General features: G+C 58.6%; 23 protein-coding genes. 11 read left to right on the forward strand and 12 right to left on the reverse strand.

Annotation, left to right across the window (positions count from 1 at the left end):
* Positions 1–24: 24 nt before the first annotated feature.
* Together AEQ67_RS00730 and AEQ67_RS00735 are read right to left on the reverse strand one after the other, a co-directional pair.
* The gene (locus tag AEQ67_RS00730) at positions 25–222 is read right to left on the reverse strand and encodes a YbdD/YjiX family protein (RefSeq protein WP_008052036.1); all 198 of its coding nucleotides are present in this window, start codon (positions 220–222) and stop codon (positions 25–27) included.
* Between the two features lie 14 nt (positions 223–236).
* Positions 237–2,303, reverse strand: a complete 2,067-nt coding sequence (locus tag AEQ67_RS00735; RefSeq protein WP_059402029.1) for a carbon starvation CstA family protein — start codon at positions 2,301–2,303, stop codon at positions 237–239.
* 160 nt (positions 2,304–2,463) lie between these two features.
* Here AEQ67_RS00735 and AEQ67_RS00740 point away from each other — a divergent pair, with 160 nt between their 5' ends.
* A complete protein-coding gene (locus tag AEQ67_RS00740; RefSeq protein WP_059402030.1) occupies positions 2,464–2,832 on the forward strand; it encodes a PilZ domain-containing protein in 369 nt (122 codons plus the stop codon).
* Between the two features lie 127 nt (positions 2,833–2,959).
* Here the strand turns inward: AEQ67_RS00740 and radA are convergent, their stop codons facing one another.
* A complete protein-coding gene (radA, locus tag AEQ67_RS00745) occupies positions 2,960–4,327 on the reverse strand; it encodes a DNA repair protein RadA (RefSeq protein ID WP_007937264.1) in 1,368 nt (455 codons plus the stop codon).
* A gap of 631 nt (positions 4,328–4,958) precedes the next feature.
* On the opposite strand from radA, the gene mscL reads away from it, so the two are divergent.
* Positions 4,959–5,375: a large-conductance mechanosensitive channel protein MscL gene (mscL, locus tag AEQ67_RS00750; protein WP_059402031.1), complete on the forward strand. Its 417-nt coding sequence runs from the start codon at positions 4,959–4,961 to the stop codon at positions 5,373–5,375.
* A 155-nt stretch (positions 5,376–5,530) separates the two neighbouring features.
* Here the strand turns inward: mscL and AEQ67_RS00755 are convergent, their stop codons facing one another.
* Complete coding sequence (locus tag AEQ67_RS00755; protein ID WP_059402032.1) at positions 5,531–6,307, reverse strand: ferredoxin--NADP reductase; 777 nt, start codon at positions 6,305–6,307, stop codon at positions 5,531–5,533.
* 335 nt (positions 6,308–6,642) lie between these two features.
* Here AEQ67_RS00755 and AEQ67_RS00760 point away from each other — a divergent pair, with 335 nt between their 5' ends.
* The gene (locus tag AEQ67_RS00760; RefSeq protein WP_059402033.1) at positions 6,643–7,356 is read left to right on the forward strand and encodes an autoinducer binding domain-containing protein; all 714 of its coding nucleotides are present in this window, start codon (positions 6,643–6,645) and stop codon (positions 7,354–7,356) included.
* Positions 7,357–7,533: 177 nt separating this feature from the next.
* Complete coding sequence (locus AEQ67_RS00765) at positions 7,534–8,658, forward strand: methyltransferase (RefSeq protein ID WP_059402034.1); 1,125 nt, start codon at positions 7,534–7,536, stop codon at positions 8,656–8,658.
* 68 nt (positions 8,659–8,726) lie between these two features.
* Here AEQ67_RS00765 and AEQ67_RS33485 read toward each other — a convergent pair whose 3' ends face one another.
* The 3 genes from AEQ67_RS33485 to AEQ67_RS00775 form a co-directional block, all read right to left on the reverse strand.
* Positions 8,727–8,894 (reverse strand): DUF2474 domain-containing protein, encoded by a 168-nt coding sequence (locus AEQ67_RS33485; protein ID WP_082377757.1) that lies wholly within the window; start codon positions 8,892–8,894, stop codon positions 8,727–8,729.
* Positions 8,895–8,973: 79 nt separating this feature from the next.
* A complete protein-coding gene (gene cydB / locus AEQ67_RS00770) occupies positions 8,974–9,981 on the reverse strand; it encodes a cytochrome d ubiquinol oxidase subunit II (RefSeq protein WP_059402035.1) in 1,008 nt (335 codons plus the stop codon).
* A 3-nt stretch (positions 9,982–9,984) separates the two neighbouring features.
* Positions 9,985–11,424 (reverse strand): cytochrome ubiquinol oxidase subunit I, encoded by a 1,440-nt coding sequence (locus tag AEQ67_RS00775; RefSeq protein ID WP_059402036.1) that lies wholly within the window; start codon positions 11,422–11,424, stop codon positions 9,985–9,987.
* Between the two features lie 487 nt (positions 11,425–11,911).
* Between AEQ67_RS00775 and AEQ67_RS00780 the strand changes: the two genes are divergently transcribed.
* From AEQ67_RS00780 to AEQ67_RS00790, 3 genes are all read left to right on the forward strand, one after another.
* On the forward strand, positions 11,912–13,150 hold the full coding sequence (locus AEQ67_RS00780) for an MFS transporter (protein WP_059402037.1): 1,239 nt from the start codon (positions 11,912–11,914) through the stop codon (positions 13,148–13,150).
* An 84-nt stretch (positions 13,151–13,234) separates the two neighbouring features.
* Positions 13,235–13,513, forward strand: a complete 279-nt coding sequence (locus tag AEQ67_RS00785) for a type II toxin-antitoxin system RelE/ParE family toxin (protein WP_059402038.1) — start codon at positions 13,235–13,237, stop codon at positions 13,511–13,513.
* 13 nt (positions 13,514–13,526) lie between these two features.
* Positions 13,527–13,814 (forward strand): HigA family addiction module antitoxin, encoded by a 288-nt coding sequence (locus tag AEQ67_RS00790; protein ID WP_059402039.1) that lies wholly within the window; start codon positions 13,527–13,529, stop codon positions 13,812–13,814.
* Positions 13,815–13,820: 6 nt separating this feature from the next.
* Here AEQ67_RS00790 and AEQ67_RS00795 read toward each other — a convergent pair whose 3' ends face one another.
* Together AEQ67_RS00795 and AEQ67_RS00800 are read right to left on the reverse strand one after the other, a co-directional pair.
* The gene (locus tag AEQ67_RS00795; RefSeq protein WP_059402040.1) at positions 13,821–14,372 is read right to left on the reverse strand and encodes a DJ-1 family glyoxalase III; all 552 of its coding nucleotides are present in this window, start codon (positions 14,370–14,372) and stop codon (positions 13,821–13,823) included.
* A gap of 66 nt (positions 14,373–14,438) precedes the next feature.
* Complete coding sequence (locus AEQ67_RS00800) at positions 14,439–14,894, reverse strand: DUF4879 domain-containing protein (protein WP_059402041.1); 456 nt, start codon at positions 14,892–14,894, stop codon at positions 14,439–14,441.
* A gap of 214 nt (positions 14,895–15,108) precedes the next feature.
* Between AEQ67_RS00800 and AEQ67_RS00805 the strand changes: the two genes are divergently transcribed.
* Positions 15,109–16,404 (forward strand): NCS2 family permease, encoded by a 1,296-nt coding sequence (locus AEQ67_RS00805; RefSeq protein WP_059402042.1) that lies wholly within the window; start codon positions 15,109–15,111, stop codon positions 16,402–16,404.
* On the forward strand, positions 16,401–17,480 hold the full coding sequence (gene trmA / locus AEQ67_RS00810) for a tRNA (uridine(54)-C5)-methyltransferase TrmA (protein WP_059402043.1): 1,080 nt from the start codon (positions 16,401–16,403) through the stop codon (positions 17,478–17,480). The genes AEQ67_RS00805 and trmA overlap by 4 nt, the downstream gene beginning before the upstream one ends.
* 55 nt (positions 17,481–17,535) lie before the next feature.
* Here trmA and AEQ67_RS00815 read toward each other — a convergent pair whose 3' ends face one another.
* From AEQ67_RS00815 to AEQ67_RS00825, 3 genes are all read right to left on the reverse strand, one after another.
* Complete coding sequence (locus AEQ67_RS00815; protein ID WP_059402044.1) at positions 17,536–17,982, reverse strand: DUF2442 domain-containing protein; 447 nt, start codon at positions 17,980–17,982, stop codon at positions 17,536–17,538.
* A complete protein-coding gene (locus tag AEQ67_RS00820) occupies positions 17,979–18,407 on the reverse strand; it encodes a hypothetical protein (RefSeq protein WP_059402045.1) in 429 nt (142 codons plus the stop codon). Before AEQ67_RS00820 ends, AEQ67_RS00815 begins: the two co-directional genes overlap by 4 nt.
* A gap of 212 nt (positions 18,408–18,619) precedes the next feature.
* Positions 18,620–18,826, reverse strand: a complete 207-nt coding sequence (locus tag AEQ67_RS00825) for a tautomerase family protein (protein WP_059402046.1) — start codon at positions 18,824–18,826, stop codon at positions 18,620–18,622.
* Positions 18,827–18,943: 117 nt separating this feature from the next.
* On the opposite strand from AEQ67_RS00825, the gene AEQ67_RS00830 reads away from it, so the two are divergent.
* Positions 18,944–19,855, forward strand: a complete 912-nt coding sequence (locus tag AEQ67_RS00830; RefSeq protein WP_059402047.1) for a LysR family transcriptional regulator — start codon at positions 18,944–18,946, stop codon at positions 19,853–19,855.
* A gap of 139 nt (positions 19,856–19,994) precedes the next feature.
* On the forward strand, positions 19,995–20,435 hold the full coding sequence (aroQ, locus tag AEQ67_RS00835) for a type II 3-dehydroquinate dehydratase (protein WP_059402048.1): 441 nt from the start codon (positions 19,995–19,997) through the stop codon (positions 20,433–20,435).
* Positions 20,436–20,437 lie beyond the last annotated feature (2 nt).

Below are 20,437 nucleotides of genomic sequence, written 5' to 3' on the forward strand. Positions count from 1 at the left end.
CTTGTGTTGCCTAAGCCCGAAGCATCAACAGCACTTCGGCCCACCCTTGCCACCGTAACGGGCTTCCTGACGTTCGCGGAAGAACATCTCGTAGCTCATCACCGGTTTGTCCGGGTGTTTGCTTTGCATATGCTCGACGTAGTTGTCGTAGTCGGGCATGCCGACCATCAGGCGCGCGGCCTGACCGAGGTATTTACCGAGGCGACTCAGGTCATTGAACATGGTGCAATCCTCGATTACGCATCCGGCAGAGCCTGGAATGGCGCTTCTTTATCGGTACGTTCCTTGGTGCCCCAGGCGGAAATACCGACCTTGAGCGCATAGAACAGGATACTGAAGACCACGAACAGGAACAGCGCCGTCAGCGTTGCGTTGGTGTAGGCGTTGAAGATCACGTGCTGCATTTGAGTGATGTCCTTGGCCGGGGCGAGGATCTGGCCGTTGGCCAGGGCGTCGCTGTATTTTTTGGCGAGCGACAGGAAGCCGATCGCCGGGTTGGCGTCGAACAGCTTGATGAAGCCTGCAGTGGTGGTGCAGATCAACAGCCATACCGCTGGCAGCATGGTCACCCAAACGTAGCGTTGGCGTTTCATTTTGATCAGCACGACCGTGCCGAGCATCAGCGCGATACCGGCGAGCATCTGGTTGGAGATACCGAACAGCGGCCACAAGGTATTGATGCCACCCAGCGGATCGATTACGCCCTGATACAGCAACCAACCCCACATCGCCACACAACCGGCGGTGGCGATCAGGTTGGCGGTCCACGATTCGGTGCGTTTCAGCGCCGGCACGAAGGAACCCAGCAAGTCCTGGAGCATGAAGCGCCCGGCGCGAGTACCGGCGTCTACCGCGGTGAGGATGAACAGCGCTTCGAACAGGATCGCGAAGTGATACCAGAACGCCATGGTGTTTTCACCCGGCAGGACACTGTGCAGGATCTGTGCGATGCCGACCGCCAGGGTTGGTGCACCGCCAGCACGGGCCAGGACAGTGGTTTCACCGATGTCCTTGGCCACCGCTTGCAGCGCTTCCGGCGTAATCGCGAAACCCCAGCTGCTGACGGTTTGAGCCACAGCCACCACATCACCGCCGACGATCGCCGCCGGGCTGTTCATCGCGAAGTACACGCCTGGCTCAATCACCGAAGCGGCGACCATGGCCATGATGGCGACGAAGGACTCCATCAACATGGCGCCGTAACCGATGTAACGGGAGTTGACCTCGTTATCCAGCAGTTTCGGCGTGGTGCCGGACGAGATCAGCGCGTGGAAACCGGAGACCGCGCCACAGGCAATGGTGATGAACAGGAACGGGAACATCCCGCCCTTCCACACCGGGCCGGTGCCATCGACAAACTGGGTCAATGCCGGCATTTTCAGCTCTGGCATGGTGATCAGGATGCCGATCGCCAAGGCGACGATGGTGCCGATTTTCAGGAACGTGGACAGGTAGTCTCGCGGCGCCAGAATCAGCCAGACCGGTAACGAAGCGGCTACGAAACCGTAACCGACCAGCATCCACGTAATCTGCACGCCAGTGAAGCTGAACGCCTTGGCCCACACCGGATCAGCGGCAATCTGCCCGCCCAGCCAGATCGAACCCAGCAGCAACAGCACGCCGACCACGGAGATTTCACCAATGCGGCCCGGGCGGATGTAGCGCATGTAAATGCCCATGAACATCGCGATCGGGATGGTCGCCATCACAGTGAAAATGCCCCACGGGCTTTCGGCCAGGGCCTTGACCACGATCAGCGCCAGCACCGCGAGGATGATGATCATGATCAGGAAGCAGCCAAACAGCGCGATGGTGCCGGGGTTGCGGCCCATTTCTTCACGAACCATGTCGCCCAGGGAGCGGCCGTTGCGGCGGGTGGACATGAACAGGACCATGAAGTCCTGAACCGCACCGGCCAGCACCACCCCGGCGATCAGCCACAGCGTACCAGGCAGGTAGCCCATCTGCGCCGCCAGGACCGGACCGACCAGCGGCCCCGCACCCGCGATGGCGGCGAAGTGGTGACCGAAAAGGATGTGTTTGTTGGTGGGGACGTAGTCCAGACCATCATTGTTGAGCACGGCGGGGGTGGCCCGTCGCGGGTCGAGTTGCATCACATTGTTAGCGATGAACAGACTGTAATAGCGGTATGCAACCAGATAGATGGCCACGGCAGCGACCACAATCCACAAGGCGTTGATCGCCTCTCCTCGGCGCAATGCCACTACACCAAGAGCGCACGCTCCTACGATTGCCAGCAGTAGCCAGGGTATGTGGCGTGCCAGGCTATTATTATTTTTCATTTTATGATTCCAGCCAGAGTGGACAAGAAAGACAGCCATCCCGAGTTTAGCGCTACTGGCAACAAAGGCCATACCCCAACATTGGTCTAGAGAATTGTCTTGGCTGGCAGGCTTTGACAATGCGGGTCTATAGTCAGCGAACCTTATCGAGGATTGCGCCATGAGCGACCAGACTGTCGATCGCCGCCGCTTCAAACGTATTGCGTTCGATGCCCGAACGGAGCTGAGCCAGGGAGAACTCATCTGGCCGGTGAGGCTGATCGACTTGTCGCTGAAGGGAGTGCTTATCGAAAAGCCCGAGCCTTGGTTGGGTAACCCGGAGTGGCATTTCCTGGTCGATGTTCATCTCAGCGATGAGGTCAACATCAAGATGGATGTGCAGCTGACCCACGATGACCATGGCCAGCTCGGATTTGCCTGCAAACACATCAGCCTGGAGTCCATCGGACGCCTGCGGCGGCTGATTGAGCTCAACCTTGGTGACCCGCAGGAGCTTGAGCGGGAATTGGGTGCGCTCATAGAGATTTGACCTGACCCAGATCCAATGTGGGAGCGGGCTTGCCCGCGATGACAGCTTCAGCTCCCACATTAATGCCGACTGACAGTCCGCTATCGCGGGCAAGCCCGCTCCCACAGGATCTTTGTTTTGCCTGAAGTTACTCGAACAGCGCGTCGAGGGCCTGTTCCAGACGGGTTACCGCAATAATCTGCAACCCTGGCGGCGCCTCTTTCGGCGCATTGCCCTTGGGCACGATGGCGCGCTTGAAGCCGTGCTTGGCCGCTTCTTTCAAGCGTTCCTGACCACTCGGCACCGGGCGCACTTCGCCGGACAAGCCCACTTCACCGAACACCAGCAAATCATGGGGCAATGGCCGGTTACGCAAACTGGACATTACTGCGGCCATCAATGCCAGGTCGGAAGCCGTTTCCAACACTTTCACTCCGCCGACCACATTAAGGAATACATCCTGATCGTGGGTAGGAATGCCGCCGTGACGGTGCAGAACCGCCAACAACATCGCCAACCGGTTCTGATCCAGGCCGAGGGTAACCCGGCGCGGGTTGGCCAGGTGACTGTCATCCACCAGCGCCTGAACTTCCACCAGCATCGGCCGCGTGCCTTCCCACGTCGCCATGACCACGCTGCCAGGGACTTCTTCCTGCGCACGGGTCAGGAAAATCGCTGAAGGGTTAGAGACTTCTTTCAGGCCTTTGTCAGTCATGCCGAACACGCCCAGTTCGTTGACCGCTCCGAAACGGTTTTTCACCGCTCGCAACAGACGCAAGCGCCCGTCGGACTCTCCCTCGAAATACAGCACGGTGTCGACCATGTGCTCCAGCACTCGCGGCCCGGCCAATGCGCCCTCTTTAGTCACGTGGCCGACCAGGAAAATCGCCGTGCCACTCTGTTTGGCATAACGCACCAGCAACGCCGCACTTTCGCGAACCTGGGACACGCCGCCGGGTGCCGATTGCAGTTGCTCGGTGAAGATCGTCTGAATCGAGTCAATCACCATGACCTTGGGCTTTTCCTGCCGGGCGGTGGCGATGATGGTTTCGATGCAGGTCTCGGTCATCACCCGCAGCTGATCCTGAGGCAACCCCAGGCGTCGGGCACGCATGGCCACTTGTTGCTGGGATTCTTCGCCGGTGACATACAGCGCCGGCATGCTCTTGGCGAGGTTGCACAGGGTTTGCAACAAAATGGTCGACTTGCCGATGCCGGGATCGCCGCCGATCAACACCACCGAACCGTCCACCAGACCGCCACCCAGCACTCGGTCGAGTTCACTGGAGGCCGTTGAGAAACGCGGGATTTCTTCGACGCTGACTTCGGCCAGGGTCTTGATCTGGGCTTGCTGACCGGTCCAACCGGTGCGGCCGCTGGGGGCGGCTGCGCCACCGCTTTCCACCATGGTTTCCGTCAGGGTATTCCAGGCCCCGCATTCGCCGCATTGGCCGGCCCACTTGGGGAAGGTTGAGCCGCACTCGGTGCAGCCGTACATGCGTTTGGCCTTGGCCATCTGAACTCCCGGCAAAAACCGCGATGATAGCTTAGCTGGAGCAGATCAGCGCGGTGCTGTGGCCCAGCGGCACTTCGCCAGTAACTTTCCCTGCAATATAAATACCCTAAACATATTACGATTTAGAAAAACCTGTATAACTTTTCACGCGGGCACGCTGAGCACCACTCGTTAAGTCGCAACAATATCTGTACAGAGCTTGAGCAAATAAAATATGAGCGTACAACCCTGACTCTAATAGTTATTCTTTTTAAATGAAAAAACCTGGTCGCAGACCCAATAACCGAACCCTCAACCTGGAACATTGATCGTCTTGAGTTTTGTCGAACTTTCTATCTTCTACCAACTCCTCAGGCAACAATTTATTCCGTTGTTTTTATCAATCTCATCCACCTCCGCTCGATAGAGGTTGGTAACCGATGGACAGAAAGAATGAAATGCTCAACGATCCGACAGCGCAAAAACTCACTTGAAAAAGGGCTGATCGCTCAGCAGTGATGGCCCATGGAAAACTTTTTCCCGATGCTCGGGTCGATAGCCAGCAAGCATTGTAAGCAGGCGTTTCGAGCAAGATGTGTATCGCTGATTTACACTGCCTTCACCAACCTCATCTGTAACAAGGAACCAACCTATGGGCGTGATAAGTGAGTTCAAGGCCTTCGCGGTCAAAGGCAACGTGGTCGACATGGCCGTCGGTATCATCATCGGTGCCGCCTTCGGCAAGATCGTTTCGTCATTTGTTGGTGACGTGGTCATGCCACCCATCGGCCTTCTGATAGGCGGGGTGGACTTCAGTGATCTGGCCATTACGCTCAAGGCGGCTGATGGCAACGTCCCGGCGGTGGTGCTGGCGTACGGTAAATTCATCCAAAGCATGATCGACTTCATCATCGTCGCCTTCGCGATCTTCATGGGCGTCAAAGCCATCAACCGCTTGAAGCGCGAAGAGGCCGTTGCGCCAACCCTGCCGCCGGTTCCTACCAAGGAAGAAGAGCTGCTGAGTGAGATCCGCGACCTGCTCAAGGCCCAGAACAACCGACCTGAGTGACGTGTTGCATCCAAAAACGGCCTTCGGGCAGTTAAATGTGTAGGAGCGAGCTTGCTCGCGATGGACCTGAGGGCGATGTTTCTGGCCAGCAAACACGCGTTATCGTTAACGTCCATCGCGAGCAAGCTCGCTCCTACAAGGGCGAGCTCCGTTTTTTACCAGTAGTTTTCCACCGCCACTTGCCCGGGTCGTCGAGTAAGGCTCAAGTTCATATCCCGTTGCTTGAGCAATTTACGCGTGTCATCGATCATCTGAGGATTGCCGCAAAGCATGACCCGCGAGTGCTCGGCGGTCAGCGCCACGCCGGCTGCCCGCTCCAACTCGCCACTTTCAATTAGCGTGGTGATTCGGCCACTCAGGGTTCCAGGATGCTGCTCACGCGTTACGGTAGCGATGAACTGCAACTTGTGGGCGTGCTCTTCCAGGTAATCGCGCTGCGCCAGCCCCGCAATCAGCTCACGATAGGCCAGCTCCCGGGCTTCGCGCACGCTGTAGACGAGGATGATTCGCTCGAATTTTTCCCAGACCTCGAAGTCCTGCAGGATCGACAGAAACGGTGCTACGCCGGTGCCTGTGGACAATAACCAGAGGTCACGCCCGTCAATGAAGCGATCGAGTGTCAGATAACCAATAGCCTGACGCTCGACCAGCAGCGTATCGCCGACTTCCAATCGGCTCAGCTCACTGGTGAACTCGCCCCCCGGAACCACGATTGAAAAGAACTCAAGGAATTCGTCATAGGGCGACGACACCATTGAATAGGCCCGCCAAACCGTGCTGCCGTCGGCCTTGGTCACGCCCAATCGAGCGAATTGCCCCGCGCGAAAACGAAACCCTGGATCCCTGGTCGTGCGCAGGGTGAACAGGCTCGGGGTCAATGGCTGGACGTCGAGCAAGGTCTGGTGAGTGAATTTTTCTGCGCTGGCGGTCATGGGGCACTCCATATCAACAGATAGCCACAGTGTCCCGCAAAGCAGGCTGCGTAAACACCGGTGATTTGTAGTGGCTTTAGTTCGTACTGATAATGCCCTATGTAAATTCTAACCATTCCCAATTATAACCATGCAACTAACCAGCCTGTACAAACCCTATCATTACATGTCACCTGTTATCTCAATACGTTAATGCGCTTAAGAACCAGATATGCACTTCCCGACATTAACAAGAGCAAAAAAGACGCAGCAAAACAGTAGGAATCGTCCTACACTCGTGGCGTGCCGGATCTTGGATCCAACAAGGCGCCCAGAGAAATTAATGGAGACAAGAGATGGAGATGTGGAAGGAATCTCAATTGAAACAGTTGGCCCACGCAAAGGAAATCGATACTGCCTATCAGATTTCGCTTAACTTTGTTAAGAACCTGGGCTACAAATTTTGTGCCTTTTCAATAACTTCACATACAAATGATGCCTACTGCACTAGTGTGAACCTGAACAATTTTCCCCAGGACTGGAATACACAATATGAAAAAAACAACGTCATCGAAATAGATCCGATAATGGCTCACTGCAATCACTCAATGTTACCGGTACTCTGGAGCGAAGATCTCTTCTCCAAGACGCCTTGGCTTTGGAAATCGCTGCAACAACAAGGATTACAGCATGGCTGGTCGCAATCGATCCATGATGAACAAAGCGGTTTGAGCAGCATCTTGAGCCTGGCCAGAAGTCATTGCCCGATCACGGCCTATGAGCTGTATGAAAACCTTGGTTTCACGGTTTTTATCATCCGCCACCTGCATGCTCTGGTGACACAGGCGCAACCGCAAAGACCGCCTCGCCCCCTGGCGCCGCATTTGTCACCACGGGAAATCGAGGTATTAAGACTGTCTGCCGATGGCAAGACAGCCTACGAGGTTGCCAGAATCCTGTGCCTGAGTGAACGCACCGTACACTTCCATGTACACAGTGCAATCGAGAAATTCGGCGTCAACAACAAGATGGCGGCGGTGATCGCTGCGACCAGGACCGGCTCTATCTGAAACCGCTCGGTTTCAAGGAAAACCTGCGGGCAATCCAATAGAAAAAAACGTACCATTTGCGATCCTTCCTGAGTGATGACGTGTGAGACATCACGACGCAGTCCACTCGGACGGTCCCGCCCGCTACAACGCCCCCGGGCCGCGGGACTCCCGTTTATTATCCAGAGCCCCCGCCCCATGCCCCTGCTCGAAACGCCCTTCGCCCAACTCGACCTGATCCGCCAACCCGACCAGCCGAATGAACCGCTGCAAGCCTTCGATGCCGCGGACGAATACCTGCTCAGTCACCTTGCCGCACAGCAACCGACAGCGGACTCTCGAGTGTTGGTGCTCAACGACAGTTTCGGCGCGTTGGCAGCAAGTTTGGCGGGCAAGGTCCAAGTGATCAGCAGCGGTGACTCGTTCCTGGCCCTCCAAGGGCTGGAAAAGAACCTTATCCGCAACGGCCTGGCGTTTGATGCCGTGCCGAGCGTACCGGCCAGTGAAGTCTTGGTCGGGCCGTTTGATCGTGTGTTGATCCGGGTGCCGAAAACCCTGGCGTTGCTGGAAGAACAACTGATCCGCCTGCAAGGTCAATTGGCGCCGGGTGCCCAGGTGATTGCCGCCGCGATGGTCAAGCATCTGCCGCGCGCTGCCGGCGACTTGCTGGAGCGCTACATCGGTCCGGTGCAGGCTTCGCTGGCGGTGAAGAAGGCGCGACTGCTGATCGCCACGCCAGAAGCCAAAGCGCCCGCCACGTCACCCTATCCGACTCGCTATCGTCTCGACGAGCCATCGATCGAGTTGCTCAACCACGCCAATGTGTTCTGCCGCGAAGGCCTGGATATCGGCACGCGGGCGTTTCTCCCGCACTTGCCGAAGAACCTTGGCACAGCGCGGGTCGCCGACCTCGGTTGCGGCAACGGCGTTCTGGCAATCGCCAGTGCCCTGCAAAACCCTGAGGCGCACTACACGCTGGTGGACGAGTCGTTCATGGCCGTGCAATCGGCGGCCGAAAACTGGCGCGCGGCGCTGGGGGACCGGGATGTTATCGTGCGTGCCGGCGATGGCCTGGCAGGTCAGGAGCCTCAATCCCTGGACGTCGTGCTGTGCAATCCGCCGTTTCACCAGCAACAGGTGGTAGGCGACTTCCTGGCCTGGCGCATGTTCCAGCAAGCCCGGGAAGCGCTGGTGGTGGGCGGCGCGTTGTACATCGTCGGCAACCGCCATCTGGGGTATCACAGCAAGCTTGCCCGGTTGTTCCGCGGCGTCGAACAAGTGGCAGCCACACCCAAGTTCGTGATCCTTAAAGCGCGCAAATAATCCCGGGCAAAAAAAACCCTCCAGCGCAGGAGGGTTGTAAATCCGTGCCCAAGGGCATCGGGATGGGATCAGTGAGTCGTCAGGCCCGCGGCATTCATGAACATGCGCATCAGGCTCGCGACGATAAACAGCGCCACGACGCTGCCGGTCCAGATCATTGCCAGCCAACCGAGTCGCTGCCAGAGCGGCTTTTTTTCGGCTTCTTCAATGTCGTGCAAGGTGTGTTTGTTGGTCATTGCTTCGCTCCTCCTTCAGATCGACGGCGCCGCTGCCGGCGCCATCACGGGCAAGCCCGTTCCCACAGGTTTTGGGCGTCTAGTGGTAACCATCTTCGTGGGTGACCTTGCCGCGGAACACGTAGTAGCTCCAGAAGGTGTAACCCAGGATGAACGGGATGATGAACAGCGTGCCCACCAGCATGAAGCCCTGACTCTGTGGTGGTGCGGCGGCGTCCCAGATGGAGATCGACGGCGGCACGATGTTCGGCCAAAGGCTGATGCCCAAACCGCTATAGCCGAGGAAGATCAGCACCAGCGTCAGCAGGAACGGTGTGTAGTGCGCGTTGCGAGCCACGGCGCGGATCAGTCCGTACATCGTTACCAACACCAGAATCGGCACCGGCAGGAACCAGAACAGGTTTGGCAAGGTGAACCAGCGAGCCGCGATCTCGGCGTGGGCCAATGGGGTCCAGATGCTGACGATGCCGATCACTGCCAGCACCACAAACGCCAACGGCCGTGCCAGGTCATGCATCTGTTCCTGCAACTTGCCTTCGGTTTTCATGATCAGCCAGGTGCAACCGAGCAGCGCATACGCCACCACCAACGCTACGCCGCAGAACATCGTGAACGGCGTCAGCCAGTCCAGTGAACCACCGGCAAACTGACGATTGACCACCGGCAGCCCATCGATGAACGCACCCAATGCCACGCCCTGGAAGAACGTCGCAGTCACGGAGCCACCAATGAACGCCTTATCCCAGAGATGGCGCTTGTCGTCCCTGGCCTTGAAGCGGAATTCGAACGCCACACCGCGGAAGATCAAGCCGATCAGCATCAGGATCAGCGGCAAGTACAACGCCGAAAGCACTACTGAATAAGCCAGCGGGAAGGCACCGAACAACGCGGCACCACCGAGGACCAGCCAGGTTTCGTTTCCGTCCCAGACCGGGGCGACGGTGTTCATCATGACGTCGCGGTCGCTCTTGCCTGGGATGAACGGGAAGAGAATCCCGATGCCCAGATCGAAGCCGTCCATGACCACGTACATCATGATGCCGAAGATGATGATCACGGCCCAGATCAGCGGAAGATCAATACCCATGATTCAAATCTCCTTGCTCAGGCTGTGGCTGTGATCGCTGTCACCGTTGTCGTCGGCTGCGGACAAAGGACGGGACGGTGTGCGTTTCTGGCCGGGACCACCGTCATTGGTTTCCTTGCCTTCGTCGATTTTCGGCCCTTTGCGCACCAGGCGCATCATGTAGCCCAGCCCCGCACCGAACAGCGCGAAATACACCACAACGAACAGGACCAGCGTGATGCTCATCTGCATGAAGCTGTGATTGGAGGACGCATCCGCCGTGCGCATCAAACCGTAGACCACCCACGGCTGACGGCCGATTTCAGTGGTGAACCAACCGGCGAGGATCGCGATCAGGCCGGACGGCCCCATCCACAACGCCAGGTACAGGAACGGACGCGAGGTATAGAGTTTGTCGCGCTTGCGCAGCCACAGGCTCCACAAACCGGTGAAGATCATCAGGAAACCCAGACCGACCATGATCCGGAACGACCAGAAAACGATGGTCGAATTCGGCCGGTCTTCCGGTGGGAACTCCTTGAGCGCCGGCACCTGTTTGTCCAGGGAGTGCGTCAGGATCAGGCTGCCCAGGTACGGAATCTCGACGGCGAATTTGGTCCGCTCTTCTTTCATGTCCGGCCAGCCGAACAGGATCAGCGGAGTCGCCTCATCCCCTTTGTTTTCCCAGTGACCTTCGATCGCGGCGATTTTCGCCGGCTGATGCTCAAGCGTATTGAGGCCGTGGAAGTCGCCGATGACGGCCTGGATCGGCGCGACGATCAGGGCCATCCACATCGCCATCGACAGCATGGTGCGGATCGCCGGGTTGTCCTTGCCGCGCAGCAAGTGCCAGGCTGCCGAAGAACCAACGAAGAATGCCGTGGCCACGAACGCAGCGGTCGCCATGTGCATCAAGCGGTACGGGAACGACGGGTTGAAGATCACTGCCAGCCAGTCCACCGGAATGACCTGGCCATTGACGATTTCATAGCCCTGCGGGGTTTGCATCCAGCTATTGGATGCCAGAATCCAGAAGGTCGAGATCAGTGTGCCGATGGCCACCATGACCGTGGCGAAGAAGTGCAGATTGCGTCCGACTTTATTCCAGCCGAACAGCATGACGCCAAGGAAACCAGCTTCGAGGAAGAAGGCCGTGAGCACTTCGTAGGTCAGCAGCGGCCCGGTCACGGAACCGGCGAAGTCCGAGAAACGGCTCCAGTTGGTGCCGAACTGATAGGCCATGACCAACCCCGAGACCACACCCATGCCGAAGTTGACGGCAAAGATCTTCGACCAGAAGTGGTACAGATCGCGGTAGGTGTCGTTATGAGTTTTCAGCCACAGGCCTTCGAGTACCGCCAGGTAACTCGCCAGGCCGATGGTGATGGCCGGGAACAGGATGTGGAACGAGATGGTGAACGCGAACTGAATTCGGGCGAGATCGAGCGCCTCCAAACCGAACATAAGTCTTCCTCTGTCAGGTAATACCGGCTGGAGGGCTTTGGCCCTACACCCACTGCCCCCACGGATATGGAGTGTGGCGAATTTGAATTCGTTCTTTTTCTACAATCATCACAACGTAGGGAATCTGGCCATCTGGCCGCCCGGATCAATTGCGCAAAGCGTGTTGATCTGGATCAAGCAACGCTAAAAGAGTAGTCGCATTTCTGGCGATGGACGGTGTGGTCTTTTGCCGCGTGACAGGTTGCCTCAGTCGCCTGGTCATAAGCAGCAACACATTCCCTGTGGGAGCGGGCTTGCCCGCGAAAGCGGTGTGACAGGTACATTGATATCGACTGATCCGCCGCTATCGCGGGCAAGCCCGATCCCACAGGGGACTTCCGTGTTTTTTCAGATCGATGTCTTGCTAACTAAATTTTCCTTCACCGTAACTTCTGGTTACAGCTTGGTGATAACCTCGACCTTCCCCTCGCTCAAGACCTGCTTACAGATGCCCAGCCAAGCGCCCTTGCTGTTACGTCATCACCGTCCTTTCATCGCGTTCTGGCTGGCTCGGGTGTTTACCGCCAGTGGCTTTCAGATGCTTACCGTGGCCATCGGCTGGAACCTCTATCAGTTGACCGGCAACGTGCTGGATCTGGGTTTGGTCGGTCTGGTCGAGTTCGCCCCACGGGTGCTGTTCATGCTGCATACCGGGCACGTCGCTGACCGTTATGACCGACGCAAGGTCGCCGCCATCTGCCAGTCCCTGCAAGCGTTGATCGCCCTGGCGCTGGCCATCGGTAGCGCCACCGACCATGTCACCCGGGAAATGATCTTCATCCTCGCATTCCTGCTTGGTGCCGCCCGCTCCTTCGAGATGCCGACCACCCAGGCGTTGCTGCCGAGCATTGTCCCCAGCGCGCTGTTTCCCCGCGCCGTCGCCGCCGCACAATCGGCCCAGCAATCGGCGACGATCGTTGCGCCGGCGCTCGGTGGTTTGCTCTATGCATTCGGCAGCGTCTGGGTCTACGGCCCGACGGTGATCCTGTACGTCATCGCCTGTTCCCTGATGCTTAACCTCCCAGCCCGACAAACGCCGCTGAACAAGGGCAAGGCGACCCTGGATTCATTGCTGGCGGGCATCCGTTTCATTCGCAGTCGTCCGGACATTCTCGGGGCGATTTCGCTGGATCTGTTTGCCGTATTGCTCGGTGGCGCCACGGCGTTGTTGCCAGTGTTCGCCAAGGACATTCTGCTGACCGGCCCCTGGGGGCTGGGCCTGTTGCGTTCGGCACCGGCCGTCGGCGCACTGCTGATGTCGCTGTACCTCGCGCGGTTTGCCGTGGAACGCAAAGTGGGACGGGTGATGTTCACCGCCGTGGGCATCTTCGGCGTCGCGACCATCGCTTTCGGCCTGTCGACATCGTTCTGGTTTTCCCTCGCTGTGCTGGTGGTATTGGGCGCGGCGGACATGATCAGCATGGTGATCCGCGCGTCCTTCGTGCAACTGGAAACTCCGGACGAAGTGCGCGGCCGGGTCAGCGCCGTGAACGGGCTGTTCATTGGCGCGTCGAACCAGCTGGGCGAATTCGAATCCGGCCTGACTGCCCATTGGTTCGGCACCGTGCCAGCGGTGGTCATGGGCGGTATCGGCACACTGGTGGTGACCGGGGCGTGGATCAAACTGTTCCCGACCCTGGCAAATCGCGACCGCATGCATGTGCCGGTGGAGGAAGTGAAGGTTTGAAACCGCGACCAAACACAAATTTGCCGACCAGGTGCAATACATAGATAGTGCATCGAGTGTAATGTATCGCCTTACACTCAGCCCATGATCAAATCCTTTCAGCACAAAGGCCTTCGTGGCTTCTATGAAACAGGTTCGACTCGTGGGATCCGCGTAGATCATGCGAAACGTCTGGCTCGCCTGCTGCAGTTCATGGACCGCGCAGTGGTTCCCGGCGACCTCGATCTTCCGGGATGGCGGTTACACCCGCTCAAGGGTGAATTGACTGAGTTTTGGTCACTGAGTGTTTCGGGGAACTGGCGGGTAATTTTTCGCTTTATGGGTTCGGACATTGAACTGATCGACTATCTGGACTACCACTGACAGGAGGCAGGACATGCCCATGCACAACCCGCCACACCCTGGTGAGACACTCTTGATGGATGTTTTACCCGAGCTGGGCATCAGCGTCACAGAACTGGCCCGACACCTTGGGTTTGCCCGCCCGCATCTATCGAGAGTGCTGCACGGCCACGCACCGCTTAGTCCGGACCTGGCGGTACGGCTGGAACGTGCTGGAATTGGCAAGGCCCGGATGTGGTTAGGCGTTCAGACCGACTACGACCTCTGGCAAGCGGAGCACCGTGAGCAACCGTTCATCGAACCTATTGCCGCCCACGCCTGACATTTTCTAAACCACCAACTCCCCCGCCACCGCCGTACGCGTGGCTTTGCCGCAAAGGTGTTCCACCAGCGCCAGCGCAAATGGCAGCGCCGCCCCCGAGCCTTGGGCGGTGATGCAGTTGCCGTCGACCACCACCGGTTGGTCGACGAAGTTGCACCCCAACAGTTGATGGCTGGCCGATGGCAGGCAGGTCATGCGTCGCTGTCGCAGGACGCCAAAGGCTTGCAGCGCCAGCGCCGGGGCCTCGGCGATGCCGGCGAACAGGCGACCGGCCGCGGCCTGATCCTTGATCATTTGTTGCAACGGTTGATGGGCGGCCAGATGTTGTGCGCCAACGGCACCACCCAGCAGGACGATCAGGTCAAACGGCTGCGCCAGCAAATCCACCAGCATCGCATCGGCCGTCAGTCGGGTGCCGCGGGCACAGGTGATCATGCGCCGCCCCTCGATGCTGGCCGCCACCACTTCAACCTTGGCGCGGCGCAGCACATCGATCAGGGTCGCTGCTTGCAAGTCATCGATGCCCTCGGCGAGGGTGATCAGTGCTCTAAAGGTCATGGGTGCGGTCCACAGAATGATCTTTAAAGCGTAGTCAGCTTTCCTGACCCTTGTTCGAGCCTGCCGTTACTTGATGTAAAGCTGCGTCGACATCGTATTGCCGGGCGCGTTGATCGAGGTGTTACTGAAGGTAAAGGTGCCTTCCTGCTTGCCCGCCAGATTGAAGATGTACAGATAGCCGACGACTTTCGTCCGTTCCGAGCAGTCAGTCAGGTTGCCATTAGCGAAAGCGCAGACCTTGGTCCGGGTGCCGTCCACTTCAAAACCATCCAGCGCAACCTGCGGCTGGCGTCCGTAGCCGACCTCCAGCACGTAGACCTTTATATTCGGTCCGCTGTGATTGCAGCGCGTCTGCGCTTGCCCCTCGGCAATATCTTCAAAGCCGCAGCCCGGTGATTCGACCTTGAGCACTTTCACCTGAGTCAACGGTGGCGCCGATGCCGCCGAGACGGTTTGCGCCCCCAGGAACAAGGCCATCGCCATTGCGAACACACCAGCCAGACGCTTTTTAATGCACTGCATACGTACCCCCAAAACCAGCGCGCAGTATGGCTCACTTGGCTTTAGCGCAAAACATCGACGACGATCGCAGCCATAAGCAGCCATAGCCCCACGCTGCTGGTATGATGCGCGGCTTTTTCCGACCCACAGAAAATTACCAGGCGCCTGCAGTGGTCTGTGCTTTGCTGTTGAGGTCGATACATTCACGGCGCCGGGCGCGCCACGGGGAGCAGACATGCTGGAAAGGCTGTTTCAACTCAAGGCACATAACACCAACGTGCGGACCGAGATTCTTGCGGGCATCACAACCTTCCTGGCCATGGCCTACATTCTGTTCGTCAACCCGAGCATCCTCGGCGAGACCGGCATGGACAAGGGTGCAGTGTTCGTCGCGACCTGTCTGGCCGCGGCCATCGGCTCCACGGTGATGGGCCTGATCGCCAACTACCCGATCGCCCTCGCGCCGGGCATGGGCTTGAACGCCTTCTTCACTTACACCGTGGTCCTGCACATGGGCCACACGTGGCAAGTGGCGCTGGGCGCGGTGTTCATCTCGGCAGTGCTGTTCTTCCTGCTGTCGATCTTCCGCATCCGTGAATGGATCATCAACAGCATCCCGCTGCCACTGCGTTCCGCGATTGCCGCCGGTATCGGCCTGTTCCTGGCGCTGATCGCCCTGCACAACGCCGGCATCGTGGTCAGCAACCCGGCAACCATGGTTGGCCTTGGTGACCTGAAACAACCGGCTCCGATCCTCGCCACCCTCGGTTTTGCCCTGATCGTCGCCCTCGAAGCCCTCGCCGTGCGCGGTGCGGTACTGATCGGCATCCTGGCGGTGACCATCGTTTCGATCCTGATGGGCTTCACCCCGTTCGGCGGTGTGGTGTCGATGCCACCTTCGCTGGCGCCGACCTTCCTGCAACTGGACATTAAAGGTGCATTGGACATCGGTCTGGTCAGCGTGATTTTCGCCTTCCTGTTCGTCGACCTGTTCGACAACTCCGGCACCCTGATCGGCGTCGCCAAGCGCGCCGGCCTGATGGGCAAGGATGGCCACATGCCGAAAATGGGTCGTGCGCTGATCGCCGACAGCACCGCGGCCATGGCCGGTTCGCTGCTGGGCACCTCGACCACCACCAGCTACATCGAGTCCGCAGCTGGCGTCAGTGCCGGTGGCCGCACCGGCCTGACCGCCGTCGTGGTGGCCATTCTGTTCCTGCTGGCGCTGTTCTTCTCGCCGCTGGCCGCCAGCATCCCGGCATTCGCCACCGCGCCTGCACTGCTGTTCGTCGCAGTATTGATGACATCCGGGTTGGCCGAAATAGACTGGGACGACATTACCGTTGCCGCACCGGTCGTGGTCACTGCGCTGGCCATGCCATTCACTTATTCCATCGCCAACGGTATCGCCTTCGGTTTCATCTCCTGGACCGCGATCAAGTTGCTGTCCGGTCGCGGTCGTGAGCTGAACCCGGCGCTGGTGATTCTGTCGATTCTGTTCGTGATCAAGTTGGGTTGGTTCAACGCATGACTTTTGATTCCCAGGCTTACACCGTTCAGCTTGAAGAAAAGGTCACGCGCCTGCGTGATCTGCTGGCCCCGTTCGATGCGCCCGAGCCAGCAGTCTTCGACTCACCGCTGAAAAACTTCCGCCTACGCGCCGAGTTCCGCCTGTGGCGCGAAGCCGGCGAGCGTCACTACGCGATGTTTTCCCAGGACGACAAACGCACGCCGATCCTGATCGAAGCGTTTCCGATCGCCAGCCTGCGCATCAACGAGTTGATGCCGCAGCTGAAAGCGGCGTGGCAAGCGAGCGCGGCCCTGAGCCACAAACTGTTTCAGGTGGAGTTCCTGACCACCCTGGCCGGCGATGCGATGATCACCCTGTGCTATCACCGTCCACTGGACGAGCACTGGCACGCGGCGGCTTCGAAACTGGCCGCCGACCTGAACGTCAGCATCATCGGTCGCTCCAAGGGCAAACGCGAAGTCATCGGGCACGATTACGTGGTCGAACAGATGGAAGTCGGCGGTCGCACGTTCAGCTACCGCCAACCGGAAGGCGCGTTCACCCAGCCCAACGGCACCGTGAACCAGAAGATGCTCAACTGGGCTTACAACTCACTGGGTGATCGCTCCGACGATTTGCTGGAGCTGTATTGCGGCAACGGCAACTTCACGCTGCCGCTCGCGACCCGCGTGCGCAAAGCGCTGGCCACCGAAATCAGTAAGGCGTCGGTCAACGCGGCGCTGAGCAACCTCAGCGAAAATGCTGTGGATAACGTCACCCTGGTGCGCTTGTCCGCCGAGGAGCTGACCGAAGCCCTGAATGAAGTGCGCCCGTTCCGTCGTTTGCATGGCATCGACCTCAAGAGCTACGAGTTCGGTAGCGTCTTCGTCGATCCACCGCGCGCCGGCATGGACCCGGACACCTGCGAGCTGACCCGACGCTTCGACAACATCCTGTACATCTCCTGCAACCCCGAAACCCTGGCAGCCAACATCGCCCAACTGCACGACACCCATCGCATTACTCAATGCGCGATGTTCGACCAGTTCCCGTGGACGCATCACATGGAATCCGGGGTGTTGTTGACCCGTCGTTGATTGCAGCCGTTCGCTACAAAAATAGCCGTCAGTACGACGGCTTTTTTGTGCGCGCTCAATCGGTGACATCGGCCTTGCGTGGCCGCCCGCCCTTGCGGCCATTTGCTCGCGCCGCCTCGGCTTTGGCGGCGCTGCTTTGGCGACCATTGCGCGAGGCGATGACCGAGGCGGCCATGTCCATCAGCGGCTTGCTGGCCGAAATCATCCCGGCGATGGAAACGTGCAGATCCTTGCCCTCGTGGCAAAGGGCTGTCCCGGAAAAACCGACTTTCAAGTCTGCGAAATCGTCGACGTCGAACTCATCGAATTCCGGATAGTGCTGCACGGGCAGCAGCACGCCACTGCCATCAACGAAACCGACCGCCAGGCACGGATCCACAAAGGTCACCGAAGTCGCCTGCAAACCGCCTTTGTGGCGCACTTGCCCGCGCTGGATGGCTTCATCCAGCCCCGCATCGGTTACGGGCCGATCAGCCAGCATTCCTGCCTGTATCGATTTCATAGTTGGATCTCCACGCCCTCTGGAACGCCGATCAGCGCCAGCAGGGTCTTGTTCGTCTCAGGTTCATAGCAAGCCGAGCCAATCATCCAGGTCGTACTCGCAATCCTTTTTACCACCACGACTTCGCTGGTTTGCCAGTCCCATATCTGATGATCGAGGCAGACCGTGTGCAGCTTGTCCCACCAGACACCTCGGGCGCGGCGCAAGTGAGCAGGTCGTCCCAGCGCGTGGCGTAAACCTTCCAGCACCGCCACAGGTGGCCTGCGTGTATGAGGCACCACGTCCCACAGCTCGACACTGTTGTGCCAGAAACTGAATTTAAAGCGCGCACTCCAAGTCCCGGCATCCACATGTACATGCGGCGGGCAGTGTTCATCGCGCAACATGATCACCATTGAAAAGCCTTTGTAGCTGAACAATCTCATGCTAACCCATCCGTTAGGTTAATGAGTCCGAAGACTCGACATTCCCTGGAAAATCCGATAACTGGTGCTGCACTGAATCGTCACTTCGCTTCTGAGCCTAGTGCCAAGCCGCGCCTCAAGTCGGTGGATAACAGCGCAAAATGGTAAGCAATCCTTTCCTCGCGCCCACAAAAAAGCCGTCCCGGGGACGGCTGTCTTGGCGTGTCAGGAAATCAACCCGGTTGGTTTTTTCGATACTCGGTCGTGGTGATGCCCGCGTACCCCCAGTTATCCGTATCGACTTCCTCAATCACAATGTGGGTCAACTCCGGCGGCTTGCCGAGGACGCGCTTCAAGGTGTCGGTGATTTCGGCAATGACCTGGGCCTTCTGCTCCCGGGTCACGCCGTCACGGGTAATGCGTACGCTAACGAAAGGCATGGTGTTGCTCCTGCTGGCTGATTAAGAACGGCTTACCGCCGGAACTCACTGTATCCGTGTGCAGGCATCTGATAAATACTGATTACACAGTTCATTTGATCCCCGGTGTAATTAATCATGCAGCGACAATTCGACGATCTTCAGTTGGGCAGCATCGAGCTTTTTTGTCTCGCCGCCGAGGCTGGCAGTTTTACCGCTGCCGCTCTGGGGGCCGGCGTGACGCCGGCAGCGGTGAGCCGGTCGGTGTCGCGCATGGAAGAACGCCTGGGTGTGCGGCTGTTCGCGCGCACCACTCGCAGCGTCAAACTGACCGACAGTGGCCGCCGGTATTACGAGGAATGTCGTCAGGCGCTGGCGCAACTGGTCGAGGCACAGCGCGAGGTCATGGGCCAGCAGCAACAACCTTCCGGCACCTTGCGCATCAGTATTCCCACGACGTACGCACACCACCGGATCCTGCCGTTGCTGCCTGAATTTCGGACGCGCTTTCCGTCGGTGAAGGTCGAGTCGCACATCAGTAATCGCAATATCGATTTCGTTGGCGAAGGCTATGACATGGCCATTCGCGTGCGGGCGATTCCGGATTCCGGCCTGATCGCCCGACACCTTGAAGACGCAGCGCTGGTGATGATTGCCAGCCCCGACTATCTGAAGCACGCGGGCGTTCCGCAAACGCTGGACGATCTCAAACAGCACGAGTGCATCCAGTATGAACTGCCCAGCAGCGGTCGGCGGATTGCCTGGCTCTTCAACGACAATGGCGTTGAACGGGAGATTCTGGCCGAGGGCAATCTCAGTTGTTCCGACGACGTACTGGGCGGCGTGACCCTGGCCAAGCACGGAGCGGGTTTGTTCCAGACCTACCGCTTCATCGTCGAAAACGAACTGGCCAATGGTTCGCTAGTGGAAGTGCTCAAACCCTATGGCGGACGCTCGCGGCCGTTCACCCTGCTCTATCCGCAGAGTCGCCATATGCCTTTGCGGGTTAGAGCATTTGTCGATTTTCTAGTGGAACATCTGCCGCGCTAACATCGAAATCGTCCGATCACCGCACACAAAAACCGAAGACGTCGCCTCTTCAATTGACCAAATTAACCAGCTAGTACAATTTATCTCCACAGGCTGATTCCTTCGGCCAATGCCAAAAATAATAAGTGGAGATACATCGATGCCCCCAATCGTTCTGGTGCTCAACGGCCCGAATCTGAACCTGCTGGGCACCCGTGAACCGGCGACTTACGGTCACGAAACCCTGGCAGATATCTCAGCCCTGTGCGGACGTGCCGCCGAAGAGTTCGGCCTGGCGGTGGAGTTTCGCCAGACCAACCATGAAGGCGAACTGCTTGACTGGATTCACGCCGCCCGCGGCCGCTGCACCGGCATCGTCATCAATCCGGCCGCCCGGCCCCCCACCCCAGTGGCCATCCGCGACGCCCTGGCCGCCAGCGAACTGCCGGTAATCGAAGTCCATCTGTCCAACGTCCACGCCCGCGAACCCTTCCGGCATCACTCCTTCGTCTCGGCCATCGCCACAGCGGTAATGGCCGGGTTCGGCAGTCATGGCTATCGCCTGGCACTGGAGCATTTCAGCCTGCGCTTGAAGGGGTGAAC

Source organism: Pseudomonas sp. RIT-PI-q, assembly GCF_001297125.1.
Lineage (GTDB): Bacteria > Pseudomonadota > Gammaproteobacteria > Pseudomonadales > Pseudomonadaceae > Aquipseudomonas.

Coding starts and splice junctions, on each gene's coding strand:
- AEQ67_RS00730 (WP_008052036.1), bottom strand. CDS start 222: ATGTTCAATGACCTGAGTCGCCTCGGTAAATACCTCGGTCAGGCCGCG.
- AEQ67_RS00735 (WP_059402029.1), bottom strand. CDS start 2,303: ATGAAAAATAATAATAGCCTGGCACGCCACATACCCTGGCTACTGCTG.
- AEQ67_RS00740 (WP_059402030.1), top strand. CDS start 2,464: ATGAGCGACCAGACTGTCGATCGCCGCCGCTTCAAACGTATTGCGTTC.
- radA (WP_007937264.1), bottom strand. CDS start 4,327: ATGGCCAAGGCCAAACGCATGTACGGCTGCACCGAGTGCGGCTCAACC.
- mscL (WP_059402031.1), top strand. CDS start 4,959: ATGGGCGTGATAAGTGAGTTCAAGGCCTTCGCGGTCAAAGGCAACGTG.
- AEQ67_RS00755 (WP_059402032.1), bottom strand. CDS start 6,307: ATGACCGCCAGCGCAGAAAAATTCACTCACCAGACCTTGCTCGACGTC.
- AEQ67_RS00760 (WP_059402033.1), top strand. CDS start 6,643: ATGGAGATGTGGAAGGAATCTCAATTGAAACAGTTGGCCCACGCAAAG.
- AEQ67_RS00765 (WP_059402034.1), top strand. CDS start 7,534: ATGCCCCTGCTCGAAACGCCCTTCGCCCAACTCGACCTGATCCGCCAA.
- AEQ67_RS33485 (WP_082377757.1), bottom strand. CDS start 8,894: ATGACCAACAAACACACCTTGCACGACATTGAAGAAGCCGAAAAAAAG.
- cydB (WP_059402035.1), bottom strand. CDS start 9,981: ATGGGTATTGATCTTCCGCTGATCTGGGCCGTGATCATCATCTTCGGC.
- AEQ67_RS00775 (WP_059402036.1), bottom strand. CDS start 11,424: ATGTTCGGTTTGGAGGCGCTCGATCTCGCCCGAATTCAGTTCGCGTTC.
- AEQ67_RS00780 (WP_059402037.1), top strand. CDS start 11,912: ATGCCCAGCCAAGCGCCCTTGCTGTTACGTCATCACCGTCCTTTCATC.
- AEQ67_RS00785 (WP_059402038.1), top strand. CDS start 13,235: ATGATCAAATCCTTTCAGCACAAAGGCCTTCGTGGCTTCTATGAAACA.
- AEQ67_RS00790 (WP_059402039.1), top strand. CDS start 13,527: ATGCCCATGCACAACCCGCCACACCCTGGTGAGACACTCTTGATGGAT.
- AEQ67_RS00795 (WP_059402040.1), bottom strand. CDS start 14,372: ATGACCTTTAGAGCACTGATCACCCTCGCCGAGGGCATCGATGACTTG.
- AEQ67_RS00800 (WP_059402041.1), bottom strand. CDS start 14,894: ATGCAGTGCATTAAAAAGCGTCTGGCTGGTGTGTTCGCAATGGCGATG.
- AEQ67_RS00805 (WP_059402042.1), top strand. CDS start 15,109: ATGCTGGAAAGGCTGTTTCAACTCAAGGCACATAACACCAACGTGCGG.
- trmA (WP_059402043.1), top strand. CDS start 16,401: ATGACTTTTGATTCCCAGGCTTACACCGTTCAGCTTGAAGAAAAGGTC.
- AEQ67_RS00815 (WP_059402044.1), bottom strand. CDS start 17,982: ATGAAATCGATACAGGCAGGAATGCTGGCTGATCGGCCCGTAACCGAT.
- AEQ67_RS00820 (WP_059402045.1), bottom strand. CDS start 18,407: ATGAGATTGTTCAGCTACAAAGGCTTTTCAATGGTGATCATGTTGCGC.
- AEQ67_RS00825 (WP_059402046.1), bottom strand. CDS start 18,826: ATGCCTTTCGTTAGCGTACGCATTACCCGTGACGGCGTGACCCGGGAG.
- AEQ67_RS00830 (WP_059402047.1), top strand. CDS start 18,944: ATGCAGCGACAATTCGACGATCTTCAGTTGGGCAGCATCGAGCTTTTT.
- aroQ (WP_059402048.1), top strand. CDS start 19,995: ATGCCCCCAATCGTTCTGGTGCTCAACGGCCCGAATCTGAACCTGCTG.